This window comes from Algoriphagus mannitolivorans DSM 15301, assembly GCF_000429425.1.
Taxonomy (GTDB): Bacteria; Bacteroidota; Bacteroidia; order Cytophagales; family Cyclobacteriaceae; genus Algoriphagus; species Algoriphagus mannitolivorans.
This window is the reverse complement of the sequence record NZ_AUBV01000009.1, coordinates 90,673-115,571: the sequence shown is the minus strand read 5'-3', so window position 1 is coordinate 115,571 and position 24,899 is coordinate 90,673. Positions and strand designations below refer to the sequence as shown.

General features: G+C 43.3%; 19 protein-coding genes. 10 read left to right on the top strand and 9 right to left on the bottom strand.

What is annotated here, in order from left to right; all coding sequences use genetic code 11:
* Window positions 1-50: 50 nt before the first annotated feature.
* Window positions 51-1,202, top strand: a complete 1,152-nt coding sequence (locus tag G458_RS0111765; RefSeq protein ID WP_026952088.1) for a lactonase family protein — start codon at window positions 51-53, stop codon at window positions 1,200-1,202.
* Here G458_RS0111765 and menC read toward each other — a convergent pair.
* Entirely contained in the window at window positions 1,199-2,278 is a 1,080-nt protein-coding gene (gene menC, locus G458_RS0111760; RefSeq protein WP_035468099.1) for an o-succinylbenzoate synthase, read from the bottom strand. The two genes, G458_RS0111765 and menC, sit on opposite strands and share 4 nt — an antisense overlap.
* Before the next feature lie 64 nt (window positions 2,279-2,342).
* Between menC and G458_RS0111755 the strand changes: the two genes are divergently transcribed.
* Entirely contained in the window at window positions 2,343-3,551 is a 1,209-nt protein-coding gene (locus tag G458_RS0111755) for an S-adenosylmethionine:tRNA ribosyltransferase-isomerase (RefSeq protein WP_026952086.1), read from the top strand.
* Between the two features lie 78 nt (window positions 3,552-3,629).
* Window positions 3,630-5,165: a hypothetical protein gene (locus G458_RS21425; RefSeq protein WP_157359765.1), complete on the top strand. Its 1,536-nt coding sequence runs from the start codon at window positions 3,630-3,632 to the stop codon at window positions 5,163-5,165.
* Here the strand turns inward: G458_RS21425 and pgi are convergent.
* Window positions 5,162-6,811 (bottom strand): glucose-6-phosphate isomerase, encoded by a 1,650-nt coding sequence (gene pgi, locus G458_RS0111745; protein WP_026952085.1) that lies wholly within the window; start codon window positions 6,809-6,811, stop codon window positions 5,162-5,164. The two genes, G458_RS21425 and pgi, sit on opposite strands and share 4 nt — an antisense overlap.
* Window positions 6,812-6,942: 131 nt before the next feature.
* Between pgi and G458_RS0111740 the strand changes: the two genes are divergently transcribed.
* The 4 genes from G458_RS0111740 (at window position 6,943) to G458_RS0111725 (ending at window position 10,112) form a co-directional block, all read left to right on the top strand.
* Window positions 6,943-7,719, top strand: a complete 777-nt coding sequence (locus G458_RS0111740; protein WP_026952084.1) for a hypothetical protein — start codon at window positions 6,943-6,945, stop codon at window positions 7,717-7,719.
* 24 nt (window positions 7,720-7,743) lie between these two features.
* Window positions 7,744-8,205 carry a hypothetical protein gene (locus G458_RS0111735; protein WP_026952083.1) on the top strand — a complete coding sequence of 154 codons (462 nt, stop codon included), beginning with the start codon at window positions 7,744-7,746 and terminating at the stop codon, window positions 8,203-8,205.
* A gap of 41 nt (window positions 8,206-8,246) precedes the next feature.
* Window positions 8,247-8,999 (top strand): energy transducer TonB, encoded by a 753-nt coding sequence (locus G458_RS0111730; protein ID WP_026952082.1) that lies wholly within the window; start codon window positions 8,247-8,249, stop codon window positions 8,997-8,999.
* 72 nt (window positions 9,000-9,071) lie between these two features.
* Window positions 9,072-10,112, top strand: coding sequence for an endonuclease/exonuclease/phosphatase family protein (locus tag G458_RS0111725; RefSeq protein ID WP_026952081.1), 1,041 nt, complete (start codon window positions 9,072-9,074; stop codon window positions 10,110-10,112).
* Window positions 10,113-10,137: 25 nt separating this feature from the next.
* Here the strand turns inward: G458_RS0111725 and G458_RS0111720 are convergent, their stop codons facing one another.
* The 4 genes from G458_RS0111720 to G458_RS0111705 all read right to left on the bottom strand — a co-directional run bounded on the left by G458_RS0111720 (window position 10,138) and on the right by G458_RS0111705 (window position 13,195).
* Window positions 10,138-11,118, bottom strand: a complete 981-nt coding sequence (locus G458_RS0111720; RefSeq protein ID WP_026952080.1) for an MlaD family protein — start codon at window positions 11,116-11,118, stop codon at window positions 10,138-10,140.
* Window positions 11,115-11,873, bottom strand: a complete 759-nt coding sequence (locus tag G458_RS0111715; protein ID WP_026952079.1) for an ABC transporter ATP-binding protein — start codon at window positions 11,871-11,873, stop codon at window positions 11,115-11,117. Before G458_RS0111715 ends, G458_RS0111720 begins: the two co-directional genes overlap by 4 nt.
* A 3-nt stretch (window positions 11,874-11,876) precedes the next feature.
* Window positions 11,877-12,674 (bottom strand): MlaE family ABC transporter permease, encoded by a 798-nt coding sequence (locus tag G458_RS0111710; protein WP_026952078.1) that lies wholly within the window; start codon window positions 12,672-12,674, stop codon window positions 11,877-11,879.
* A gap of 158 nt (window positions 12,675-12,832) precedes the next feature.
* Window positions 12,833-13,195 (bottom strand): response regulator, encoded by a 363-nt coding sequence (locus tag G458_RS0111705; protein ID WP_026952077.1) that lies wholly within the window; start codon window positions 13,193-13,195, stop codon window positions 12,833-12,835.
* A gap of 569 nt (window positions 13,196-13,764) precedes the next feature.
* Between G458_RS0111705 and G458_RS0111695 the strand changes: the two genes are divergently transcribed.
* Window positions 13,765-14,217, top strand: coding sequence for a YciI family protein (locus G458_RS0111695; protein WP_026952075.1), 453 nt, complete (start codon window positions 13,765-13,767; stop codon window positions 14,215-14,217).
* 99 nt (window positions 14,218-14,316) lie between these two features.
* Here the strand turns inward: G458_RS0111695 and G458_RS0111690 are convergent, their stop codons facing one another.
* Window positions 14,317-17,178, bottom strand: coding sequence for a PD-(D/E)XK nuclease family protein (locus tag G458_RS0111690; protein ID WP_026952074.1), 2,862 nt, complete (start codon window positions 17,176-17,178; stop codon window positions 14,317-14,319).
* Window positions 17,171-20,392 carry a UvrD-helicase domain-containing protein gene (locus G458_RS0111685; protein WP_026952073.1) on the bottom strand — a complete coding sequence of 1,074 codons (3,222 nt, stop codon included), beginning with the start codon at window positions 20,390-20,392 and terminating at the stop codon, window positions 17,171-17,173. The genes G458_RS0111690 and G458_RS0111685 overlap by 8 nt, the downstream gene beginning before the upstream one ends.
* A gap of 144 nt (window positions 20,393-20,536) precedes the next feature.
* Here G458_RS0111685 and G458_RS0111680 point away from each other — a divergent pair, with 144 nt between their 5' ends.
* Window positions 20,537-22,696, top strand: a complete 2,160-nt coding sequence (locus G458_RS0111680; protein WP_026952072.1) for an alpha-glucuronidase family glycosyl hydrolase — start codon at window positions 20,537-20,539, stop codon at window positions 22,694-22,696.
* Between the two features lie 2 nt (window positions 22,697-22,698).
* Here G458_RS0111680 and G458_RS0111675 read toward each other — a convergent pair whose 3' ends face one another.
* Complete coding sequence (locus G458_RS0111675; protein ID WP_026952071.1) at window positions 22,699-23,544, bottom strand: alpha/beta hydrolase; 846 nt, start codon at window positions 23,542-23,544, stop codon at window positions 22,699-22,701.
* Window positions 23,545-23,616: 72 nt separating this feature from the next.
* Between G458_RS0111675 and G458_RS0111670 the strand changes: the two genes are divergently transcribed.
* Window positions 23,617-24,852 carry a serine hydrolase domain-containing protein gene (locus tag G458_RS0111670; protein WP_026952070.1) on the top strand — a complete coding sequence of 412 codons (1,236 nt, stop codon included), beginning with the start codon at window positions 23,617-23,619 and terminating at the stop codon, window positions 24,850-24,852.
* Window positions 24,853-24,899: the final 47 nt, after the last annotated feature.

Here is a 24,899-nt window from a genome sequence, read left to right as displayed (position 1 = left end):
TGAAGCGTAATTAAAACTATTCTCACAGATTAATTTTCTATTTTCATCTCATGAAACTAAGATATGTCTGGATGTCGGTATTGACAGGATTTTGCTATGCCTGCAATCCTTCCTCTCCTTCCGAAACCCAAAATCAAGCCGTGGAAAACCTAAGTTACCAATTCCTTGTGGGAACCTACACAGATTCCTTACACCACGGGATCAATCATCTTTATTTTTCTCCGGGAGAAAATCTGATGACTGTAGAAACCATCGCCGCTGGCATTGCAAATCCCTCTTTTGTGATCGCAACTCAGGATGGAAAAATTGTTTATTCTCTGGAAGAGGAATCAGGCATTCAAGGAGGAAATGTTCTGAGCTTTTCCAGAAATCCTAAGGATAATACCCTTACACTTTTGGATCAGGATGCCTCGCAGGGTGATCATCCTTGCCATATTTCTCTTTCTCCCAACGAGGATTTTGTGATTTTGGGAAATTATACCGGAGGAAGCTTATCTGTTTTTAAAGCTGATGGGAAAGGTCAGTTGAATTTCGTCCAACTTATTCAGCATACCGGAAGGAGCATTAATCCCAATCGGCAGGAAAAACCCCATGTACATTCCACGACTTTTGACCCGGATGGAAAAAGAGTATTAGTAGCCGACTTGGGAACCGACAAGATTTATGTCTATGATTTCAATCCTGGAAACGCGGAACCTTTGAGTTTATCGGGAGAATTCCCCGTGACTCCAGGCGACGGGCCAAGACATTTGGCCTTTTCAGCAGATGGAAAAGAGGTGCTCGTTGTAGAAGAGATGGCGGCTGTATTGGATGTTTTTGACTATGAAAAAGGCCAATTAAGTCACAAGCAGAGACTATCCTTACTCGACGACAACTTCACTGGAGCGGTCGGAGCTGCAGAAATCCGAATTTCTTCGGATGGAAAAAGTGTCTATGTCTCCAACCGGGGCGAGGCTAATACCATCTCAGTCTTTGCCAAAACACCCTCCGGTCAATACGATCGCATTCAAAATATCTCATCCGGAGGAATCATGCCCAGAAACTTCAACCTGACTTCCGATGGAAAGTATCTTCTCGCCGCCCATCAGGCCAGCAATGACATCGTGATCTTTGAACGGGATTTGGAAACTGGAATTTTAACCCCAACCCTCTGGAAAGCCCAAGTCCATAAGCCGGTATATCTGCACAGATTGCCGAACTAAGTGGGATTTTGCCAAGCTTGCTCTCCGTATCGGATATATCCTTCCTTGATTTCTAAAGGGGATTCCAAATTGTTATGGTAAAGTTTGCCAGTTCCAAGGCCTTGAGGTATGGAAGGATTATAGGCAGATGCTAATTGAGAAATGGCATTCAGACCGATGTTGCTTTCCAAGGCAGAGGTCATCCACCATCCTATGCCCAGGTTTTCGGCCAGACTGATCCAATTTCTTGTTTCCAAAATCCCTCCCACCAAAGTGGGCTTTAGGATAATATGCTGAGGCTTCAGCGTATTCAAAAGTGTCTCCTTATCCTTCATGCCAATAAGTTCTTCATCCAAAGCGATCGGCACAGGAGTCTCCCTGCAGAGTTTCCGCATTTCATCCCACTGCCCCGCCCTAATCGGTTGCTCAATGCTGTGAATATCAAACTCGGCCAATTGATGAAGTTTGTGTAAGGCTTCTTGCGTAGAGAAAGCTCCATTCGCATCCACACGAAGGACAATCTGGTCTTTGGAAAATTGCTGACGGATGTACTTCAAGAGTTCCAATTCCTGCCCAAAATCAATAGCTCCGATTTTCATCTTGATGCAACTGAAGCCCTCTTTTAACTTCTGGTCAATCTGCTCCAGCATAAACTCCCTGTCACCCATCCAAATCAACCCATTGATCGGAATAGGAGCCTTTTGATCATAAAATGAATTGGGGAAAAACTTCTTTTTACCTCCATGAATCCAGTCCAATAGGGCCATTTCGACTCCAAAACGGATAGAAGGCAATTCAAAATGAACCTGCCTTTTTACCTGATGCAAAATCGAATCCTCATCCAGTTCCCAAGTTTGTCTGGAAAGCTTTTCCAAAGTGGCAGCTAAAACGTCCTCAAAATCATTCCGATAATCCGGACTCAACTTGATCAAAGGGGCTGCTTCTCCCCAAGCCACTTTTTCAGGATTTTGACTAGAAACAGCTTTGATCCAATAAACCTCACGGGTTTTTAACACACCCCGGGAAGTACCCGCATCAAACCTGAACTGAAGCGTTCTGGGGATGTATGAAAATTGAATTTGGAATGAATCAGACATATTCTTTTCGCGCAAGTCAGGTAAAATTTGGATAGCTATATTTGCACCCAAATTCAACCCAAAGATGGAAATCCCAAAGATTGACCTTAGAGATTACGAATATACACTGCCAGAAGAACGCATTGCGAAATTTCCCCTAGAAAAGCGAGATCACTCCAAGCTTTTGCATTTTGAGGCTGGGAAAATCAAGCATTTTCAATTTTTCAATTTGCCTGATTTATTGCCATCAGATACGCTATTGGTGTATAATGACACCAAAGTAATTCCAGCAAGATTGATTTTTCAGCGGGAATCAGGAGCAAAAATTGAAATTTTTCTACTAGCCCCAGTGGCTCCTACCACGGTAATTCCTGAAATCATGTTGGCCAAACATCCCGTGACTTGGGCTACCATGATTGGAAATGCCAAAAAATGGAAAGACGGAGAAATCTTAACCGGAAGAATTGGCTTGGGTGAACGGGAAATTGTTTTGCAAGCTCGATTGGTGGATCGGGAAGATAAGTTGGTCGAATTTTCCTGGGATGATTCCACCATTGCCTTTGTGGATTTGGTGGAAGCCAGTGGCGAAATTCCTCTTCCTCCATACCTCAACCGAAAGCCTGAAAAAGAAGATAAAGACCGCTATCAAACTGTCTATTCCAAAAAGGAAGGTGCCGTGGCTGCTCCAACAGCTGGCTTGCACTTTACCGATGAAGTTTTTGAAAGGCTTCGACAAAAAGGAGTCCAGGAAGCGCAGGTTACCCTACATGTCAGTGCCGGAACTTTCCAACCTATCAAAGTGGATAATGTCCTCGAGCACCCCATGCACAGCGAGCAAATCCAAGTGACTCGGGAGACCATTGAAAAGCTTCTCAACCACTCCGAAACGGTAGTTGCCGTAGGGACTACCTCCATCCGTACTTTAGAAAGCTTGTTTTGGTTTGGAGTCAAACTGATCGAAGAGAAAGGCGATGACTTCTTTGTACCCAAGCTTTTCGCCTATGAAACCCGGGAAAAAGTCCCCAGCAAAACGGAATCTCTACAAGCCATTTTGAACTGGATGGATACTCAGCAGATGGATTCAATTTTAGGTCAGACGGAAATTTTCATTTTCCCTGGATATAAGTACCGGATGATTCAAGGTTTGATCACCAATTTTCACCAGCCGGGTTCTACCTTGATTCTGTTGATTGCAACGATTCTGAGAGAAAATTGGAAAAAAGTCTATCAAGAAGCCTTGGATCAAGATTACAGATTTCTCAGCTATGGGGACAGCAGTTTGCTTTGGCTTTAATCTGATAAATTACGTTCCAGATTAAAACCCTTAGCTAATCTTTCATTATTTTAAGGAGTAACCTTTTTGACCTTTACTATGAAAAGACTTTTCCTACCCTTTCTTTTTGTGCTATTGTTCTCCTGTGATCGGGAAAAACCCGAAGCTGGAAAGGCCCAAATCTTGGTTGAAGGAATTAACCTTTCTGAACCGGCTGCAACAGGGGCAAGAACTCTAGCAGAAGTGGCATGGGTACATCCTTTGCCCCAAAAATTCTCGGTGAATTTTATTTCCCAAGAATCCGGACAAACCTACCCCGTTGAATTTAGCTCTGATTTCAGTACTGGCCAAAGTAAATTTGACTTACCCTATGGCACCTATGCCTATGAATCCAGCCCTGGTGATGCCTTAATTTCTTCCACCCTGCCGGTTCAATTTGGAGGGAGATTGGTAGTTAATGCCAGTCAAATCAAAACCAAACTCGATGGAGTATCCGATTTTCAGCTTCTGACTTTTCAAAAAACAAATATTGCTGCAAGCCCAAAATCAATCTTACCTGCCCCGGGAAATTTAAGTTTATCAGGAGATTTTTATTACCTCTACACCAAAAGTAATCTTCCGGCAACCGTGGAGCTGACCATGAGTAATGGAAAATCCTTCCGATGGGGTTGGGATGCTCGGGCTTTTTCCCATAGAAGTTTTTACTTCCAAAAGGAATCAGGTGATCCGGCCCCAACTTTAATTTCAGACCCCAATTTCGAATACCAAAACCAGTCTGTAACCCTAAAAGCCAACCTTTGGCCCAGAAATTTGAATCCCTTTCAAGTAAAAAGTCTTTCAGATGGCTTGAAAGAAACTTCTGGGCTACAATGGATTGGAAATAGACTTTTTTCCATTAACGATGGGGATAACTCCGCCGTGATTCATGAACTCCATCCAGACTCAGGTTTGATTTTAAGAAGTATCCAGGTGGCAAATGCCCCAAATGTGGATTGGGAGGACTTGGCCGCTAGTCAGGAATATCTTTTTATAGGAGACTTCGGGAATAACAGCGGAAATCGAACAGATCTCAAGATTCTGAGAATTCCCATATCCTCGCTTTTGACCCAAACCCAAGTCAACGCAGAAGTGATCAATTTTACCTATCAAGACCAAACAGGAGCCTCCAATCCCAATTTGCCCTATGATTGCGAGGCGATGGTGTTTTCATCCGGTAAACTCTATTTGTTCACCAAAGGAACTACGACCAATGAGTCCAGAACTTTTGTTTTGGATCCGAATCCCGGAAATCGGATCGCGCAAAGAATCGGCCTTTTTGAAGCGCCAGGAAAACTCACCGGAGCAGATCTCAGCCCAGATGGAAAAAGTCTGGTTTTCATAGGTTATGAAACTGCCGGGTTCAGTTCGAGAGCCTTTGTGTTAGTTTTTCAAAACCCGAATTTAAATACCATCCCCATCAGCAGCAGCCCCGAAACCTTTTGGCTTGGGAGTGTGAGCCAAACCAGCCAAACAGAGGGAATTGCTATCCAAACCGCTGAAAAAGTAAAAATCTCGGGAGAACAGATCAGTGTTAGTGGACTGACTATTCCCCCGAGATTAATGGAAATTGATTTGAAAGGAATTCTTCCGAATTAGGCCTTTCGCATTTTTTTATAGGTATTGATCAGGCCATTGGTAGATCCATCGTGGGAATTGACTTCCTCTTCCCCGGCAAGTTCCGGAAGGATGCCATTCGCTAAGACTTTCCCGAGTTCTACCCCCCATTGGTCAAAGCTGTAAATATTCCAGATCACCCCTTGCACAAAGATTTTGTGCTCATACATGGCAATCAATTGCCCCAGAGTATAGGGAGTGATTTTCTTAACAAGAATTGAATTCGTAGGACGATTTCCTTCGAAAACACGGTGCGGAGCGATTTTTTCGATCTCCTCCGCAGATTTCCCGGCTTTAGTCATATCTACCTGGACTTCCTCCAAAGACTTCCCATTCATCAGAGCTTCGGTTTGTGCAAAGAAATTGGAGAGAAGCTTGGTATGGTGATCTCCGATTGGGTTATGAGAAATTGCCGGAGCAATGAAATCACAAGGAATCAGGTGAGTGCCTTGATGAATCAGCTGGTAAAATGCATGCTGACCATTGGTGCCTGGTTCTCCCCAAATGATCGGGCCAGTGGGATAATTTACTCTTTCCCCACTCCTGCTCACGTACTTTCCATTACTCTCCATATTTCCCTGCTGGAAATAAGCCGCAAAACGATGAAGATATTGATCATAAGGTAGGATCGCCTCAGTGGTCGCACCCAAGAAATTGGTATTCCAGATCCCAATCAAGGCCAAAATCACTGGGATATTTTTCTCAAAAGGAGTTGTCCGGAAATGCTGATCCATGGCATGTGCACCAGCCAATAGATCTTCGAAATTCTTGAATCCAACCGTGCAGGCAATTGAAAGCCCAATCGCAGACCATAGAGAATATCTTCCTCCTACCCAATCCCAAAACTCAAACATATTTTGGGTATCAATCCCGAATGCCTCTACCGCTTTAGCATTGGTAGAAAGGGCTACGAAATGCTTCGCAACTGCTTTTTCGTCCTTTGCCTGGTCCAAAAACCAATTTCTCGCCGAATGGGCATTGGTCATGGTCTCTTGGGTGGTAAAAGTCTTGGACGCGATAAAGAATAAAGTGGTCTCTGGATCGACTTTTTTCAAGGTCTCTGCAATGTGGGTTCCGTCCACATTGGAAACGAAAAAGACTTCCAAATTGGGGTTTTGATAAGGTTTCAAAGCTTCGGTGACCATCACTGGACCCAAGTCAGAACCACCAATCCCGATATTCACCAAAGACTTGATGGGTTTTCCGGTATAGCCAAGCCACTTGCCTTCGTTAATTTGATCGGCGAAGGACTTCATTTTTGCCAGAACCTTCTGAATGTCTGGCATCACATCCTCACCATCGACATAAACCGGATTTCCGGATTTATTTCGCAGGGCTGTATGCAAAACCGCACGTCCTTCTGTTCCATTAATCGGCTTTCCGGAAAACATGGCCTCAATCGCAGCCGAAAGTTCGGTCTCTTCTGCGAGCTCTCTGAGAGCCTTGAAGATTTCTGCATTTATTCGGTTTTTGGAAAAATCAATCAAGATATCTTCCAGGGAAATGGAGTATTTTTCAAATCTTTCTTCTTCTTGAAAAAGTTGCTTGATTTCAAGCATTTGAGCCTGTACTGCAAGGTTTTGGAGTTTTTTCCAGGCTGGAGTTTGGGTCGGGTTGATCGTATTCATTTCAATAGGTTTAAAAACACCGTTGTAAAAATAAGATTTATCCTTAGCATAAAGCTCGAAATTTATTAGTTTAAGGTTTGTTGATTTATCCTTGAGTCTATATTTTTCGGTTTTAGGACCATCAAGTAAAAATGCTTCGTCAGATTTTCACCCTTTACGCTTTTCTTACCTTCTTAGCAGTGAATGCCCAAAAACCTGAGTTTATCCCGCTCAACCAGCATTTTTATGAAATTTCTCCTGACCAATCTCAAGATATGGTTTATCAAAAGATGGTTTCTTTTACCTCAGATTCCATAAAAATCGAGCGCTTTTTCAACCTGGATAATCGACTGGTCAGAATTATCCGTACCGATTTAAAGAAAAATGAGTATCAGGAATTTACCATGGAAGAATTTGACCTGGAGGGCAATCTGATTCATCGGCGGGTTGCCAATCTCTTTAATTCCAAATTCATTGCCACCTATTATTCGGAGATCGAACAAATAGCACAGATCTTTTATCGAGGAGAGCACAAATACACGATTTTTCGAAAAGGCTATGAAAAGCCTTTGGAGATGTTGGAGAATGATTTTGAACCCTATCCAAAGGATGAAAAAGCAAGGTTTTCTTACTTCATTTCCCAAAAAACCGGTATTCCGGTGAATAAGTGGCCAAAAGAAAGGCAGTTGATTGTGGTGGGCGTATTGGTGGACACCGAGGGAAATGTCAAAAACGTAGAATGGGTAAATCCTCTTGGGGGAGCACCCGAGATTGCCGAGATATTTGTCAAAGCAGTAAAATCCTGGAAAAAAGGATATGTACCGGCTTTGGACCCCTATGGTACTCCAGTAGAAAAATGGAGGTATTATCATTTTCATGCGGGAGGGCGATTTGCTAACGGCCCGATTCAGGTGAAATTTTCCAGATAAATCAATCTTCCGTTAAAGCTTTTTATGAGAAAAATCCGAAGAGCATACTATTCCATAGTTTTTATGTTTGCCATGAGTTCTTGCAGCCCCTGTAGGAATTTGGATTGCTTGGTTTCCCAATATGACTTTGAGTTTCGAATTCTGGATTCAAATACGGGGTCAGATCTAGTGTTTGGCTCGAAGAGAATTTTCGATCCCAGAGAATTCTCCATGTTTTCCATTTCGGGTACTGGCCCACAGGAATATCCACTACAAATCCGCGCTTCTTCCTTTTTCACAGGAGATACCACTTTTTATGCCGAGGTTTTCCCTCCCGCTTCTCAAGTTTTTCTCCAATATCCCAATGGTAAAATTGACACCTTGGAACTCTCCTATCGCCAGTTCGATTCGGAATGTTGCGGTAGAATCACCGAAATCACCAAACTCATTCGCAATAAAACCCAAAGCTTTACACAGTTAAGGGAAGTCCTTGAATTTATCTACTGATCCATTTGAATTCCTTACCACTTTTATCCAACCTATCAGCTATGCGCCTTTTATTTACTCTCGCTCTTTGGACACTCACCTTCTTTTCGACTCTTGGTCAAGAAAAAATCGAAAAACAAAAGGTGACCTTCTTGAACCAGCACTTTTATGAAATAAGTGAAAAAGATCTCGAGCAGAGAGCTTACAAGCGGGTAGAAAACCAGCTCAAGTCAGGAGAAAGGATGATTTGGATATTTGATCTGGAAAATCGTATGGTCTCTCAGCTAAAAATCGGATTCAATAATGTGGAAAAATTCAATCAGGAAATCAGGGAGGAATTTGATGAAAACAATGCATTAAAAACCCAAACTCTCAAAAATCTGGACAATGGGAAATACATCACTTTCTATTTCAACGAAGGTGAAAAAACCGGTCAAGTGACCTTTCTGGGAGACAGAACCTATTCTATTTGGAGAACAGAGCTTGATTCTGAACAAAGTTCAAATCGAGATGAATTCAAACCAGGGTTGGATCAGGACAAGCTTCAGACACTTTTTATCAATAACCTCGATTATCCCAATTCAGCAAGAAGTACCCGACAATCCGGAACAGTGGAACTGGCGCTTTTGATTTCCAAAGAAGGAGAGCTAAAGCAAGTCGAAGTGGCCAATGCCTATTTGATCCACAAGGCACTCGCAAATGAGGCCTTGCGGGTCATCCGGCTTTACGATGGCCCCTTCTACCCGGCTTTGGATACGAATGGGAACCCCATAGAGGCTTGGATGTACATTCCTGTCAGATTTAAGCTAGGGTAGCTTGTTTCTCAAAAAAACCTATGAAGCAAGTGTTGAAGCACTTACTTTTATTGAAATCAAAACTTTGACAGGTTGATTCTCCTTATTGCACTCAGCATTTTTTTTCTCTTGGCCACCTTTATCCCTCTGATCAAACTTGATCATTGGTGGATCAGGATATTTGATTATCCAAGGCTGCAAAAGCTGATCATTCTGGTCATATTAGATATTACATGGGTTCTATTGGGAAAGGACTCATTCGAAATTTCCGTCTGGATCACACTAATCGGGATCGCAATTCTGTTTTTGGCATTCCAAGTTTGGCCCTATACATTATTTGGAAAAAAAATGATCAAACGTATTCCTTTTGAAAAGGAAAACGGAATCCACCTCATCGTCGGGAATGTGTACCAATTCAATACCCAGTTTCAAAAGGTTGTCCATTTAATCCAAAGCAGAAATCCAGATGTGGTGTTTTTGGTGGAGACTAATGAAAAGTGGATCGAGCAATTACAGGCCTTGGAAAAAGAGTATCCCCACCGAATCCTTCTTCCCAAGGAAAACACCTACGGGTTGGCATTTTATTCCAAATTCCCCCTCCTACGAGAAGAAATAAAGTATCTCGTCGATCCTGAAATCCCATCCATTGAGTTGGATATCCAACTGGATTCTGGGAAAACCGTGACTTTGTATGGCATTCATCCAACACCTCCGGTTCCCGGTGAGAATGAAAAAAGTACCTCCAGAGACGCTGAAATTCTGATAGTGGGAAAAAAATCCAAGAACAATCCTAACCCTTCTTTGGTCATTGGAGATTTGAACGATGTGGCTTGGAGCTATACTACTTCCTTGTTTTTGAAAATATCAGAAATGGCAGATCCCCGCAGAGGAAGGGGGCTTTACAGTACCTTTCATGCTAAAGTGCCTTTTTTCAGATGGCCATTGGATCATGTTTTTCTTAGCACGCATTTCGGGCTTTCCCAAATCAAAGTTCTTCCAAATTTCGGCTCGGACCATTTTCCGATCGAGATCAAGGCTACGCTTACACCTGCCCCAACTAGCTATACCTTGAAGGCGAATGGTGAAGAAAAAGTAGAAGCCCGAGCCAAAATCATTAAAGGACTTAAAGAATAAAGCCGGATTTTGACCGGCTTTCAACTTAGTTTCCAGAGACTTTCTCCTCTTCTTTAGCTTTACGCTTAAATCCTTTTCTAAACGGCCAGGTATATTCCAGTGCCTCGAGTCCTCGATTTAGATTAAAGGTAGCTGAATCTGTATTTTGAAGCGTGCTTTTCAAAGACTCAGCAAAAGCTGGATCATTCAGCATGGTGCCCAAAGCACTGTTTGGATCGTCTAGTTTGGAAGAAATCTCCTCCAATTTTTTGGTGAGCTGTTGGGTGTTTTCAGCGCTTGCCTTAAAGCTGGCAATGGTTGATCTCAATTCATCAGCAATCTCAGTATCAGTCGCCAGATCATTGAATAGATTGCCCTCTTTATTCAGCTTTCCTGCGAAAGTATTGAGCTCAGCAAGCATTCGGTTACTGTTGGCCGAGGCGCGGTCCAAATTAGCTACAATCTGCTTAAAACGGATGGCTAGGGTAGAGTCAGTCATTACTGCTCCTACGATTCCTTCTCCAGCAGCGAGTTTACCAGTGAGAACTTTCAGGTCTGCGGTGATTTCAACCAGGTTTGCATTGTTGACTTGGAGTGTTTCCATCATTTGGTCCGTATCCAAAGGCATTACTGCCTCCAGACGGTCTCCTTCTTGTACAGGGGGATAGTCTGTACTTCCACCGTAAATGACGATAATCTTGTTACCGATTAGACCATCAGAACTGATCGTTGCTTTAGAGTTCTTTCGGATAAACTCAGAAACGGATTCTTCCACGTTCATTTCCACTTCCACCTGCGAGTCTCCGTAGAAGTTGATTTTTCGGACTGTTCCGATTTTTACCCCGGAAAACCAGATGTTATTTCCTGTCTGGAGTCCTCCGATATCGTCAAAAACAGCCTTGAGATGTATCGCCTTTACAAATTTCTTTTGTTGGCCTCCTAGCGTAAGAATCCCCGCCACTAAAATGGCAATGCCTATAAAGACAAATATTCCTACAATAACAGATCGTTTATTTTCTCCTCTCATGAGTGTATAAAATTATAATCGTAAAATGATTTGACACGCTCGTCTTCTGCCTGAGGAAATACCTCATCGAAAGTGCCCATAGAATTAAATTGCCCGTCCAATAATACTGCCATTCGGTCTCCGGTCATCTTGGCGCAGGCCAAATCGTGAGTAATGACAATGGAAGTGGTTTTGTATCGTTCTCTGACCTCATTGATCAGATTATTGATATCCACACAAGTAATCGGGTCCAAACCGGCCGTAGGCTCATCATAAAGCATAATCTCCGGGTTTAGGATCAAAGTCCGTGCAACCCCAATTCGCTTTTTCTGTCCTCCAGAAAGCTCAGAGGGCATTTGATTGATCGTTTGCGGCAATCCCACCGCATCAAGCAATTCTTCAATTTTGAAAGTGATTTCCTTCTTTGTGAGATTTTTGATATTTCTTACTAAAGGAAATTCCATGTTTTCCCTTACGGTCATAGAATCGTAAAGGGCTGAGTTTTGAAAGGAAAACCCGATTTTAAGCCTTAGAGCGTTCAGATCTTTGGTATTTAGCCTGGATACTTCTCTTCCCAAAACCTCCATGGCACCCTTATCCTGTCTAAGCAAGCCAACCATGATTTTGATCAATACAGATTTTCCGGTACCTGAGCGGCCTAAGACCACCAGATTTTCTTCCCGGTACAGATCCAAATCCACACCTTTGAGGACATCCAAGTCTCCAAAGGATTTATAAAGGTTCCTGATTTTAACGACAACTTCTCTGCTTTCCATAGCTTACATCCCTCTGATTGCATTGACGATTTGAAGGGCCAATAGCTCTTCGATGAAGATCAAAAACATCGACATCACTACCGCTGAGTTAGCCGCTCGACCTACGCCTTCGGTCCCCTTGGAAGAGTTGTAGCCTTTGTAGCACCCCACGATCCCAATGGTAAAGCCAAAAACCACGGATTTGATCACCGAGGAAAATACGTCCAAAAACGTAATCGAATCAAAAACCTGAACAAAGAAAGTGGACAAGCTCACGAGCTCGTTTTTATTCACATTGATGAAAGACCCCATCAAGGCTACAAAGTCCGTGTACATGACCAACATGGGAATCATGAAAGTAGTTGCCAAAACACGAGTCACCACCAGAAATTTAAAAGGATTGGTGGCGGAGACCTCCATGGCATCAATCTGTTCTGTCACCTTCATTGATCCGATTTCAGCACCGATACTTGAACCTACCTTACCTGCTGCAATCAATGCCGTAACCAATGGGCCCATGGCTCTCACGACTGCAATTGAAATCAATGCAGGAAGCCAAGAGGTGGCACCAAATTCAGACAAAGAAGGCCTGGATTGATTGGTGAATACAATCCCCACGATGAATCCTGTAAGCGAAATCAAAGGAAGAGATTCCACACCAATGCGATAGCACTGATGGATTACCTCTTTAAACTCATAAGGAGGGAGTAAAACTTCCTGGAAAAAGCGCCTGACAAAATTCCAAGCATCGGCAAGTCCCGTGAAAAACTTATCTATCTTTTTGGAAAGCAAAGGCTTTTTGTCCTCCGATTCTTCTGCCATAGTTTATTATTCTTTTCGGCTTGGCTCCTAGCTCAAACCGCACGATACAAAGAAAACAAAATTAAGACCAACCCCTCGGAATGAAAGGTTTTTTTTGAAAAGCGGTATCGAGATCAAATAATTCCCAGAACCAAAAAACGGGAATATCAGGTAGCGAATTACTGGGAAATCATGCCTTTGATTTCCTCCCAGTTTTCCCCAGAAAGAGGCTTCTCAAATATGAATTTCACATTCATGAATTGCTCCTGTTTCTGGAAGTCTTCAGGAGACGCATGGGCGGTCAAAAAAACAATTTGAGCTGCGGAAATTTTCTGGAATTTATCCACCCAATCCCAGGCGGAAGAATTCTCCAAATTCAAATCTGAAAGGATGATATCTGTCTCGTTTGTGGCCAGCCAATCGCAGAGTTCTTCAGGCTGTGAGAAGTTTTCAGAAGTCCATTCTGGAAGTTGAATCTTGATGATTTTCTTCATCAACAAATGCTGGATTCGGTCATCATCCAAATAAACAATCTTAGGCATTCTGAATACTTTATTGTTAAAATCTCTTTTGCAGAAAAATGAAAAACAATTGAAGCCTCAAAACTAAACTTTAATCCTTACACTTCCCAGACTATTTTCAGGAACAAATGATTTTTAGCCTTTCCTAAATTTTTTAGTCTAGCCATTTTACGGAATAGCTAAATCGATTACATAAATTTATAAATCAGACGTTTATAACTTTTCACCTTAAGTATTTATTAAAAACACAATGCTATTGATTTTAGGCTTTTTAAAGCTACCACCTACCGGAAAAAATATTCAGAGAAACTGCTGAAACCACTGGAATCCGAAGTAAGACAAGGGTAAACCGGCTTCCTTTTGCGCTAAAATGAGGGTAGGCATTCAGAAGTTTTATACCAAAAACGGAAGACTCAATTTGCTTTTAGATCTTACCTTTGAGGTCAATTTGGAAATGGATCCGTGACCTGGTAATTTGAAATTCAATCCGAATTCACCATTCTTGTTCTGCTGAGTCTCTCCCAAAATTCGAGGTCCGTAATTGGAATTAGAAGGCCTGATTTTCCTCCAAACCACTACTCCCCCACCCTATGAAAAAGATTGTATTTTCCCTCCTTTTTGCCATTGGTTTCACCGGTCTTAGCTTCGCTCAGGAGAGCTATGATAAAGCCCTCGCAGAGAAGCTTGGCGCCGATGATTATGGCATGAAAAAGTATGTCATGGCCTTCCTTCTTCGTGGGGATCGGGTATCTGAATATACCCCGGAACAGCGTCAGGAAATTCAGGCTGGACACATGGCCAACATTGGCAAAATGGCCGACATGGGAAAGCTCATTGTGGCAGGTCCTTTTTTCGGAAATGATGACTTACGCGGAATATACATCTTCGATGTGCAGAGTATTGAGGAAGCGAAAACCCTTACAGAAACCGATCCTGCTATCCAAGCCGGAGTACTCAAAATGGATCTGAAGGAATGGTATGGTTCTGCAGCCCTGATGCTACTTCCGGAACTCTACCCCAAAGTGACAAAAAGAAGTTTTTGAAAAACAGTCGAAGGTTTCAGTGATCAGTCTCAGTTTGCAGTGATCATTCACGGTGAGCAGTTTGTACATCAATCTGCAAATTGAGCCTGCAAACTGACCTCACCTCCCACAGATCTCCTTGTATGGGCAGTATTCACACTTTTTCAAATCCTCGGTTTGAGAAAATGGTACACTCGGGTCGTACAATTCCTCCAAAAGGCCTTTCAAACCCGCCTCGTACTCCTCCTGATGATCTCGGTAGTCGGTCAACTCAATCCCAGGCTTCCTCGCTTCCCTGATTTGCAAATACGGATTGAAATCATCGGAAAAGATCTCTTTCAGGTTGATAATTGCAGGTTTTAAAGGTGCAGTATTTTCCGGATGCTTTGCCTGATAGATCAGCCCATAAAATAAAGTTTGCATGGCGGCTTTGTTCCGCTTGGGGTCATTTCTATCAAACAAAGATGGAATACTCGGAAATTCTTTCTTGTCCCCACCTGACTTGTAATCAATCAGCCTGACTATCCCATTCTGTTCATCTACCCGATCAATAATCCCCTTCAAAGCCGCTTCTTTGATTCCTGAAGAGGTCTGGATAGCCAATCTGGCTTCATAATTTTTCTCCTTTTCCAAGGAAATCAAGCGGAAAGGCGCTGATTTCTCATCTATTTCCAGGACACGTAAGATGTATTTCTGAAGAACGTCCCTGGCAATAGCCATCTGACCATTCAATTTGGTTTCTGCCGAATCCTCCAGATGATAAAAGGTCCGAATTGCCTTTTCAATTGCCGGATAAACCCATTTGTCCTTCAATTCCTCAAAATCTCCCTTTTCCAATACCGTCCTTTTCTTACGCTCCATGAATCCCTTGTAAAGGAATTCGAGACTATAATGGGCCAAATTCCCAAAAACTCCGGCATCTATTTCCTCGCTGACTTCTTCTTTTTCCTTAAGTTCAGCGAGGTATTGAAGGTAAAACTTAAAGCGGCAATCCAGATAAACACTCAAGGCTGAAGGTGAGAAAGCCGTTTGAGAAATTCCGTCCTCCTGAATAAGATACTTATCCAATAGACTCAGCAAATCAGGCTCTTTTTCGATTGTAATCTTCTTCGTTGACTTTTGGTCAATTGGGACAAAAATCACCTCTTCTTTGGCTTCAAGACCCATTTCTACCATCATCTGCTGGATATATCGGCTCTTTTCCCCTGCCTTCCCCTGATCTGAAGCAGTGGTGTAGATCATGTGTACTTCCTCCGCACTATGAAGAAGGCGGTAAAAAGTATAGGCATAAATCGCATCATTTTGTTCTTGAACCGGTAATCCAAAGGCCCTCCTGATATTGAAAGGAATCATGGAGTTTAAGCCCCCAGAAGGCGGAAAACTTGCCTCATTCATATTGCAAATGATGACTCTTCGAAAATCCAGATTTCTCGATTCAAGTACACCCATGATTTGCAATCCCTGTAAAGGTTCTCCTTCAAAAGGCAATTTCACCTCTCTAAACACCTGTCTGAAAAGACGGATGAAAAATTCCAGGTTGACGGAAAGGGAATCCTGCTTTTCAAAAATTTCCCGTAATCGCGTCAATTGCTTGAAGCATTGGTACAAATAGCTTCTTTGCAATGGCTCATCCTGCAGCCTTAGAGCCAAAGCCTCGATCAGCTCAGACAAATAGGCGAAAAGATGCCCACTTTCTAGTTTCTTGAAAATAAGACCAAAAAACATCCCTCCCTGGATTAGACTCTCCTGAGAAATATGAATCTGATTCTTCTTTTGAATATCTGCCAATAAATTCCTGCAAAAGTCAGGATTGGCTGATTTGAGATATACTGCTGAAAGCAGGTTTCTGATAGGTTGATGGTAAAAAAGAACTTTTCCCTCCTCGACCTTGATATAGCGCTGCAATTCCAAAACAGCTTCCAGAAATGCATAAACCGGTGCATTTTTCACTGGATATCCCATGGTCACATTGACCTTGTCAATCTGATCTGGCAAGGCATGCAGAACGGGAAACAGCATCTGCTCATCCGGAAGAATTACTACCGTTTCTTCCCAATTTTCATTTGGAACATTTTCCAGAATTGTTCCCACCAAATTGGCCTGATTGGTCTTCAGAGGTGTCGCATAGGTGTGAATCTTGGCCTTCCGAGTGTGGATCCAGGCAGGAATCGGATCTGGAAAAGTGGGGCCAAATACCTTATCCTTCTGGTATTCCCTGAAAAACAATCCTGCTTCCTGATTCTTGTCATTGAGGTAATAGGAATCAATATCCCAGTAGATCTCAGCTCCAAATTCGGACAGAAAATGTTTGATCAATTTCTCCTCTGTTGCTGTGAAAGCATTGAAACCAATGAAGATGGTATGTTTCTCGGGCTTGGAGATCTGATCTAGGGATTCTGCGACTTTCCGATACAGCTTTCCCGAATAAGCCAAGCCTGACACGTCCAAGGAAGCCTGAAAAGCCTGATATAGGGGATTAAGAAGCTCCCAAAATTTCAGAAACTTCTCCTGATGCATCCGATCCTGTCGGACAAAAGAACTCCAAAACTGCTGAATTAACTCAACCTGACTTTCGGTCAAAAAGCTTTGGTCAGTTTCAAACTCTTTGAATTCAGCCAGTTGATGGTACAACTTTTTGGAGTCTGCGAGGAATTGATCCAAGTCGTTAAAATCCTTGAGGATCATTTCACCCCAAAAATAGAACCGATCAAAATCCTCGGGTTCGGGCTGAAGGTCCTTATAAACCCGATACAGCTCAAAAATCAAGGTGAGCTCATCTGCTGGTCGCTGGCCTGCATATTGATAAAAGATATCTTCAATCGTCTTCACCTCCGGCATCCACATGGGTTCGGAAATCAAGGTTCCCAAATGCTGGGTAAAGAAAAGTCCTGCTCTTCTGTTGGGAAGGATGATGGAAAGGTTCTGGAGATTTTGGTGCTTTTCCAGGATTTGCTGGGCAGTATTTCTTAAAAAACTATGCATGAACTGTTTCAATTTTGCCGGTCTCCAAATAACACAGATATCCTTTCACCGGCTTTTGAGTTAGCTTTTTTACCAATTCCATGTACTCACGAACTTGATTTTCATACTTTTCGAGCTTCTCACCGGTTTTGAAATCCACAATGATGGATTCATCTTTTCTCAGGATTATTCGATCGGGACGTTTTTGTTTTCCTCCGGGCAATAAAATCCCCTGCTCCGCCAGTAAGATGCCCTGTCCCTCAAACCAATCTTTGAAAACAGGATTGGAGAAAAGGTCATTCAATTGAGTTTCCACTTCCGCTTTTTCTGATTCACTGATTCTACCTTCGAAATAAAAAGCCTGAAGATGACTCAGAGCTGCTTCGAGATGGACTGATTTTTCCAATATTTCATGCACCAGCAAACCAAAATTCCGCTTCCTGCGCTGTTCAAGACCTTCAGGAGAAAAATCCACTGCGTACTTTTTCACCCGCAGCAATTCGGACCAATTTTTATAAGCCCATCTGAGATTAGGCACAGGTAAAAGCTCCGGTTTTTCCGGCTTCTCCTCAGGCCATTGCCCAAATTCAAATATTCTGGTCTCCCCATCAAAATACTCTGATAAATCAAAATCCTGTTCTATTTGGCTTCCATTTGCCAGAATCATCTGTAGGTGGACTTCCAGAGAATTCTGGGATCCGATTTTTTCCCGATAAGGCACCAAACCCCAAAAAACATCCTCAGCCCGTGTCAGTGCCACATAAATCATATTCAAGCTGTCCAAATAGGCTAAAATTGATTCTTCTGCATAGATGTCCCTGAATGATGACTGGGCTAAGCTGCTACCCAAAGTCAGGGGAATGATAGCGGATAGACCTTTTTCAGGATCTTCAAATGGAGCCCAGATCACATTGCCTTTCGCGGTATCGAAGATTGTCCATTTCAAAAACGGCATCAACACGACTTTAAACTGCAAGCCTTTGGACTTGTGGATGGTCATAATCTGCATCGCATCGTGCCCTTCAGGAATTTTTACAGTCCTTTTGGATTGATTTTCTTCCCACCATTCCAGAAATCCAGCCAAGTCCGATCTATTGTTTGCCGTAAAATCATAAACAGCCTCCTTAAACCCGGATATGTAAGCTTTTTCAAGACCTATTTCCATCAGGTCCAGTGACCTAATCAATTCCTCCAATGCCTCCATCAGGGGGAGTTGAAGAAGAAGAGGTTCAATTTTCCGGAATGCTTCTACTTTTTCCCTGAGATGATCAGGGATGTGATCAATTGAAAAATGGCTGTGATCTACTGGATCCTCTTTCAACACAGAGCGGTAATACCACATGGTCTTGAACTGGACTTGATCGTCCGGATATTGCAAATACCTCAAGCCAGCCACCAAAGCCTTAACTGAGGCTGATTTGTGGAGATACATGGACTCATCCGAAAGCACGTCGTAGCGGTACTTTGAGTCTTGATTTGTTGCTGCTTCCTGCATCAACACATCTGCTATGGCTTCTCCCTCTGCCTTCGTTCGGACCAGAAATGCAATATCCCTCAAGCTATAGCCGTGGTCTTGGAGCTCTCTCACCATTTGAGGAAGCTTTTGCAATACTTGATCGGCAAAGCTTCCCTCCTCTTCATCCTTGATTGGAGCCAAAAACTCAAGTTTGACTTTACCTCGGAAAGCAGAATTGGATTTCTTCTGGGAGATTTTCTGGGTGACGTCGTGATAGGCTCTCGAAAGAATGGAGGCATCCTCAACACCATACCCTTCTTTTAAACTCGATTCAAATGATGCGGGCAGTCTTTTAAAAAGAGCATTATTAAATTCGATAATGTTGGGAAGGCTTCTGAAATTGGTATCTAAGTTTTCATGTTGGATTCCGTAAATACCTGTTTCTGCTTCCACTTGCTCTAGCAAAAGTTTCATTTCCCCGCCTCTCCAGCGATAAATGGACTGCTTGACATCGCCGACGAGTAGATTCGTATGACCCTGCGAAAGCGAGTTTTCCAGTAGTGGTTTGAAACTAGCCCACTGAAATCCTGATGTATCCTGAAATTCATCAATCAGGAAATTCCGGTATTGATTGCCTACTTTTTCATAGATGAAAGGAGCATCATTTTCCTTGGTGATTTCCTTCAAAAACTCATTTGCATCCGAAATCAATAAAATGCTTTCCTCGTCTTTGATGGCAGATAATTCATCCAACAAATTCCTGAAAATCCCGAAAACATAGATGTTTTTAGAAATGGCCTCCAAGGTTTTCCATTGGTAATTGAGAGGCTCAAACTGCTTTAAAATCTGATTTAAGCCTTGATGATAGGCGGCTTCGATTTGGGAAGTCAGCGGGCTTTTCTTGGTGTACCACTTCTCGAGATTGTCGATTTTGTCAACTTGAGTAGGGCTTAGCTCAGGAACTGGACATTTCCGATCTCCCAATTGGTCAAACTTTTTAGCAAAAGAGGAAGATGCTCCACTGAAATCAGTCCATTCCAGGCCATTTTTTATCCGGATTTCATTTGCTTGATCCTTGAGTTCACGGGTAATCTTGAGAAGTTCTCCTCTTCTCTCCCGGGCAAATGCCTGCAACTTGGAGATATTCTCTTTTTCTTTTAAAAACATCCGGATTTCAGAAGCATAGCGCTTAAAGTTTTCCTGAAAAATCTGACTTCCAAGCTCCCGAATATTCCTGCGGATATCCCAGGATTTGCCGTTTTGAATCTGCTCCGAAGCGTAATCGACCAACCATTTATGCAAAAAATCATCCTCCATTACCAACATCACCACCCGATCTACCACACGGTTTAATACTGCCTGCTGATCAAGTTCGACTTCAAACTTGGCGTTTAAGTCCATCTCTCTGGCAAAGGATCTGACGACTTTTTGAAAAAAGCTGTCTATCGTACTGACCGAAAAGTGACCATAGTCATGCAAAATTGCCGTCAGAGTCTCACTGGCCTTTTGCTGCAAGCCAGCCTCGTCCACTCCAAGAGATTTCATCAACTCGGAATCCATTTTTTCATCCGGATTGACGGATGCTCTGAGACGAACTAGCTCTTTCAAGATTCGCTCCTTCATCTCCTGAGTCGCCTTATTGGTAAAAGTCACCGCCAAGATTTGCCTAAATGCCGATTTGGGATGCTTCAGGGCAAGTTTGAGGTATTCCATGGTCAGCGTGTAGGTCTTCCCTGAGCCCGCTGAGGATTTGTAGATGATAAAAGGTTTGTTCTCCATAAGAAAAAAGTGAAGGATCGAAGATAGGAAAGCAAGTGCTTTCCTTCCCAATTTGAGAATCGCCTTCGACGAATATTGTCAAAGAATCTCCATTGGAATTCCCCGCATTTTTGGGCATTTTGAAAGCCTCTAAACCTTAAACCTATGAAAAACCTATTTGCAGGCATCTTTTTATGCCTCATTTCCTTATCCGCATTTCCCAAAGACGGATACGAACTTTGGCTGGACTACGCTCCTATTTCCAATCAGGGACTGAACCAAGAAATCTCTTCCCTGTTGGATGGAATCTATTTTTTTGGGAAAAACCCTACGTATCAGGCCATTCAAAACGAACTCAACCTTTCGGGTAAAAAATTGGTCGGAAAAGCTCCCGTGTACACCACTGACCGGCTGTCTAACACGAAGCTTTGGCTGGGAACCCGGGAGGAAATGTCTCAAATATTCGGATTGCAGCAACAGGTGGAAATCCGTGAATTGGGAGAAGACGGATTCTGGAGAGGATCAATTGATTTTCAGGGAAAACGCTACTATGCAATTGTCGGAAATCGGCCTTTAGGCGTGCTGTATGGGGTTTTTGACTGGTTAAGAAGTATTCAAACTGAAACTTTCGATGCAAAACAAGAAAAAGCTGATGCCCCGAAAGTTAAACTCCGTATGCTCAACCATTGGGACAATCTTGACAGAACTGTCGAGCGAGGCTATGCAGGATTTTCAATTTGGGACTGGCATCGCTTACCGGGATACATTGACCCACGATATGAGGATTACGCCCGCGCCAATGCTAGTCTGGGTATTAATGCCGTTTCGCTTACCAATGTCAATGCCAATGCCAGAATCCTGACTACGGACTTTATGAAGAAAGCCAAAGTCCTGGCAGACCTATTCCGCCCTTATGGGATCAAAGTATTCCTGACAGCAAGATTCTCCGCACCCATAGAAATTGGAGGGCTAAAGACAGCAGATCCATTAGATCCTGATGTCAAAGCTTTTTGGAAAAGGAAAACCGAGGAGATGTATTCCTTTATTCCTGATTTTGGAGGCTTCCTGGTCAAGGCCAATTCGGAGGGCCAGCCGGGCCCCCATGAGTATGGAAGAAATCATGCTGAAGGTGCCAATATGCTCGCTGATGCTCTAGCTCCACATGGGGGCGTGTTGATTTGGAGGGCCTTTGTCTATTCTCATGAAATAGATGAAGATCGGCACAAGCAAGCCAATACTGAATTCGAACCCCTAGACGGGAAGTTCCGGGAAAATGTGATCATCCAGGTAAAAAATGGTGCCATAGATTTCCAGCCCCGAGAGCCTTTTCATCCGCTCTTTGGAGCCATGCCACAAACCAATCTGGGGATGGAATTTCAGATTACTCAGGAATATCTGGGACAGGCGACCCAACTGGTCTATCTCGCTCCGATGTGGCAGGAAGTGTTGGAAAGCAAAACTTACAGGCCGAGCCCAAGCTCCACCGTTGCAGGAATTGTGGATGGAAAGGATACCGGCAAAACCCTCACCTTGATGGCTGGAGTGTCCAACATTGGAACAGACCGTAATTGGACTGGTCATCTCATGGCTCAATCCAACTGGTATGCCTTTGGAAGAATGGCTTGGAATCCCAATCTCACTTCAGAGCAGATTGCCAAGGAATGGACAAGTATGACTTTTGGACAAAACCAGGTGGCCAATCGTAAAATCAATGAAATTCTACTTCAATCCCATGAAGCAGCAGTGAATTACATGACTCCACTGGGCTTGCATCATATCATGGGTAGGAGCCATCATTATGGTCCAGGACCTTGGGTAGAAGGCGGAAGAGCCGATTGGACTTCTCTATACTACCACCGGGCAGATAGTTTGGGAATTGGCTTTGACCGGACCTCCACAGGAAGCAATGCCTTAAATCAATACGCTCCGGAAATCGCTCAAAAATGGTCCGACCCGAATCAAATTCCACAGAAATTCCTGTTGTGGTTTCATCATCTTCCTTGGGACTTTGAATTAAAGTCAGGACGCACGGTATGGGAAGAAATCGCACTGCATTATGATCAGGGCGTCAAGACGGCAAGGAACATGAAAACAGCATGGGATTCTCTGGAAGGAACTATCGATCCAGAGAGACACTCCCATGTGAGTCAGCTATTGGGCATCCAAGTGGAAGAAGCCGAATGGTGGAGAAATGCCTGCCTGCTCTATTTCCAAACCTTTGCGAAGCGACCATTCCCGGAAGAGATCGAAAAACCCACCGGAAGTCTGGAATATTACAAAAGCTTAAGCTTCCCAATGGCTCCGGGAATCCGGCCACAATGGTAAGCTTAGGCCTTAGGTATTCTTTCCAAAATCCAGTTTAGGATTAATTCAGAGACTTGCTTTCGATCCAAATCGTTCAATAATTCATGGTATCCTCCGGGGAAGATCTTTAAGGTCTTGTCCTGGGAGGATGCCTTTTCAAATAAAAGCTGGGATCCTTTGACATTGGTCAAGCGGTCTGCATCCCCATGAATCAAAAGAACCGGACTGGAAAATCTTTCTGCATTTCCCTGAACATACTTCATCAAAGCGAGGACTTCTGCTCCTGTCCTTGCCGGAATATTTTCCTGATAGACCAATGGATCCTCCCGGTATTTTTTCACTTCCTCCGGAATTCTGGAGATTCCCTCAATGTCCAGTTTTAAGACTTTCAGCTTTGGGAATAATTTACTGATCAAGTTTCCTAAAGCGATCAAAATCTTCGGCGTCCCGTCTGCTTCCATGATTGCCGATGAACTCAACACTACGCCTGATACCTCCATCCTCGACTTAAGAAGCAAGGCGGCAACCATGCCCCCACCCATACTATGTCCCAAAATAAAAGCCGGTTTCCCGGGAATGTAATTCTTTACCTTGCCATACAAAGCCTCAATGTCCTTCAGGTAATCTTCGGCGGACTCAAAATAGGCCGTGGCCCCACTTTCGGTGGATTTGCCATGCCCTCTCCCATCGAAGGTAAAAACCGCTATTCCAGTCTCCACCAAATCTGCGGCGAATGCGGAATACCTTCCGCTATGCTCTCCCAAGCCATGAACCAGCAACAGACTGGCCTGGGGATTTTCCGGCATCCAGGCTTGCAGGTATAGTTTTACGCCATCATGGGCGGTATAGGTGCTTTCAAAATGTTTCATAGTGACAACGAACTTATTTGAAATTAGCAAAAAGAACTTCAATTCAATTAAATTGGAGCAAAAGCACCTTCTATGAAACCAAACCCAAGATTCCTGTTCCTATTATTACTGAGTGTATTTTTCTCCCTTGCCTCAGTAGCCCAGAGCAAATTTAGCCCAGAGAGGCTCCAGCGCTATCAGGAGTATTATCAAAAAGAAATTCAAGGCGGCCGACTACCCGGAATCGTAACCTTAGTTTACAAAAACGGAGAAAAGGCATACGAATCTGCCATCGGATATTCCGACCTCAGCACGAAGGCTCCGATATCTGTGGACCAGATTTTTTATATCCAGTCCATGACCAAGCCCATCGTTACCACGGCTTTCATGATGTTGTATGAAGAAGGCCATTTCTTCCTCACTGATCCTGTAGCCAAATATTTACCTGAGTTCAAAGAGATGAAAGTCCTCGCAGATCGTACCAAAGGATCCGAAGGAGGAACTGTCCCCGCAAATTCACCGATCACCATTGGGCAGGTATTGAGCCATACTGCGGGTTTTGTACATGGAATTGGTGGAACCAAGCTCGACCAAGAGGTCGCCAAAGCGATTTATCAGTCCTCCCCAAAAACGCTGGAAGAACGTGTGAAAAACTTGGCCGCACTTCCTTTGATAAGCCATCCGGGAACTGAATGGAATTATTCGGCATCCCCGGATATTCTGGCAAGAATGATTGAAGTAACCTCAGGCATGTCCTTGGATCAATTCCTAAAAACCAGACTATTTGATCCTCTGGGGATGAAAGACACAGGGTTCAATCTTTCAGAAGCCCAAAGTACTCGCATGGTACAGCTACATGCTTACAATGATTCAGGGGTTCTCTCTAAAACCAAAAATCAAACGCCGACTTCAGGAAACACTGTTTTTGGAGGTACCCACGGATTATTTTCTACCGCTCAGGATTATTCGATTTTTGCCAGAATGCTCTTAAATGGAGGAGAATGGCAAGGTAAAAGGTATCTGAGCTCAAAAACCATTGAAATTATGACTCTTCCTCACGATGATGGCTTGTTTAAGGATCCGGGGAAAGGCTTTGGGTATGGATTTGCGGTAGTGGATGATTTGGCAGCGACACAGGGCCTTGGGTCCGAAGGAACTTACTATTGGAGCGGAGCATTTTCTACCTATTTTTTCATAGACCCTAAGGAAAATATGGTAGCCATATTCATGACTCAATTAGCTCCTTTCAGCAGTTATTATGAAAATAAGTTCCGCCAAATGATCTATCAGGCCATTGAGCAACCTGAAATTCTTCAGACTCAGGAATGATATTTCTCAGCTTTATTGAAATAGAAAAATGGCTACTTTGATCAAAC

Coding starts and splice junctions, on each gene's coding strand:
- G458_RS0111765 (WP_026952088.1), top strand. CDS start 51: ATGAAACTAAGATATGTCTGGATGTCGGTATTGACAGGATTTTGCTAT.
- menC (WP_035468099.1), bottom strand. CDS start 2,278: ATGTCTGATTCATTCCAAATTCAATTTTCATACATCCCCAGAACGCTT.
- G458_RS0111755 (WP_026952086.1), top strand. CDS start 2,343: ATGGAAATCCCAAAGATTGACCTTAGAGATTACGAATATACACTGCCA.
- G458_RS21425 (WP_157359765.1), top strand. CDS start 3,630: ATGAAAAGACTTTTCCTACCCTTTCTTTTTGTGCTATTGTTCTCCTGT.
- pgi (WP_026952085.1), bottom strand. CDS start 6,811: ATGAATACGATCAACCCGACCCAAACTCCAGCCTGGAAAAAACTCCAA.
- G458_RS0111740 (WP_026952084.1), top strand. CDS start 6,943: ATGCTTCGTCAGATTTTCACCCTTTACGCTTTTCTTACCTTCTTAGCA.
- G458_RS0111735 (WP_026952083.1), top strand. CDS start 7,744: ATGAGAAAAATCCGAAGAGCATACTATTCCATAGTTTTTATGTTTGCC.
- G458_RS0111730 (WP_026952082.1), top strand. CDS start 8,247: ATGCGCCTTTTATTTACTCTCGCTCTTTGGACACTCACCTTCTTTTCG.
- G458_RS0111720 (WP_026952080.1), bottom strand. CDS start 11,118: ATGAGAGGAGAAAATAAACGATCTGTTATTGTAGGAATATTTGTCTTT.
- G458_RS0111715 (WP_026952079.1), bottom strand. CDS start 11,873: ATGGAAAGCAGAGAAGTTGTCGTTAAAATCAGGAACCTTTATAAATCC.
- G458_RS0111710 (WP_026952078.1), bottom strand. CDS start 12,674: ATGGCAGAAGAATCGGAGGACAAAAAGCCTTTGCTTTCCAAAAAGATA.
- G458_RS0111705 (WP_026952077.1), bottom strand. CDS start 13,195: ATGCCTAAGATTGTTTATTTGGATGATGACCGAATCCAGCATTTGTTG.
- G458_RS0111695 (WP_026952075.1), top strand. CDS start 13,765: ATGAAAAAGATTGTATTTTCCCTCCTTTTTGCCATTGGTTTCACCGGT.
- G458_RS0111690 (WP_026952074.1), bottom strand. CDS start 17,178: ATGCATAGTTTTTTAAGAAATACTGCCCAGCAAATCCTGGAAAAGCAC.
- G458_RS0111685 (WP_026952073.1), bottom strand. CDS start 20,392: ATGGAGAACAAACCTTTTATCATCTACAAATCCTCAGCGGGCTCAGGG.
- G458_RS0111680 (WP_026952072.1), top strand. CDS start 20,537: ATGAAAAACCTATTTGCAGGCATCTTTTTATGCCTCATTTCCTTATCC.
- G458_RS0111675 (WP_026952071.1), bottom strand. CDS start 23,544: ATGAAACATTTTGAAAGCACCTATACCGCCCATGATGGCGTAAAACTA.
- G458_RS0111670 (WP_026952070.1), top strand. CDS start 23,617: ATGAAACCAAACCCAAGATTCCTGTTCCTATTATTACTGAGTGTATTT.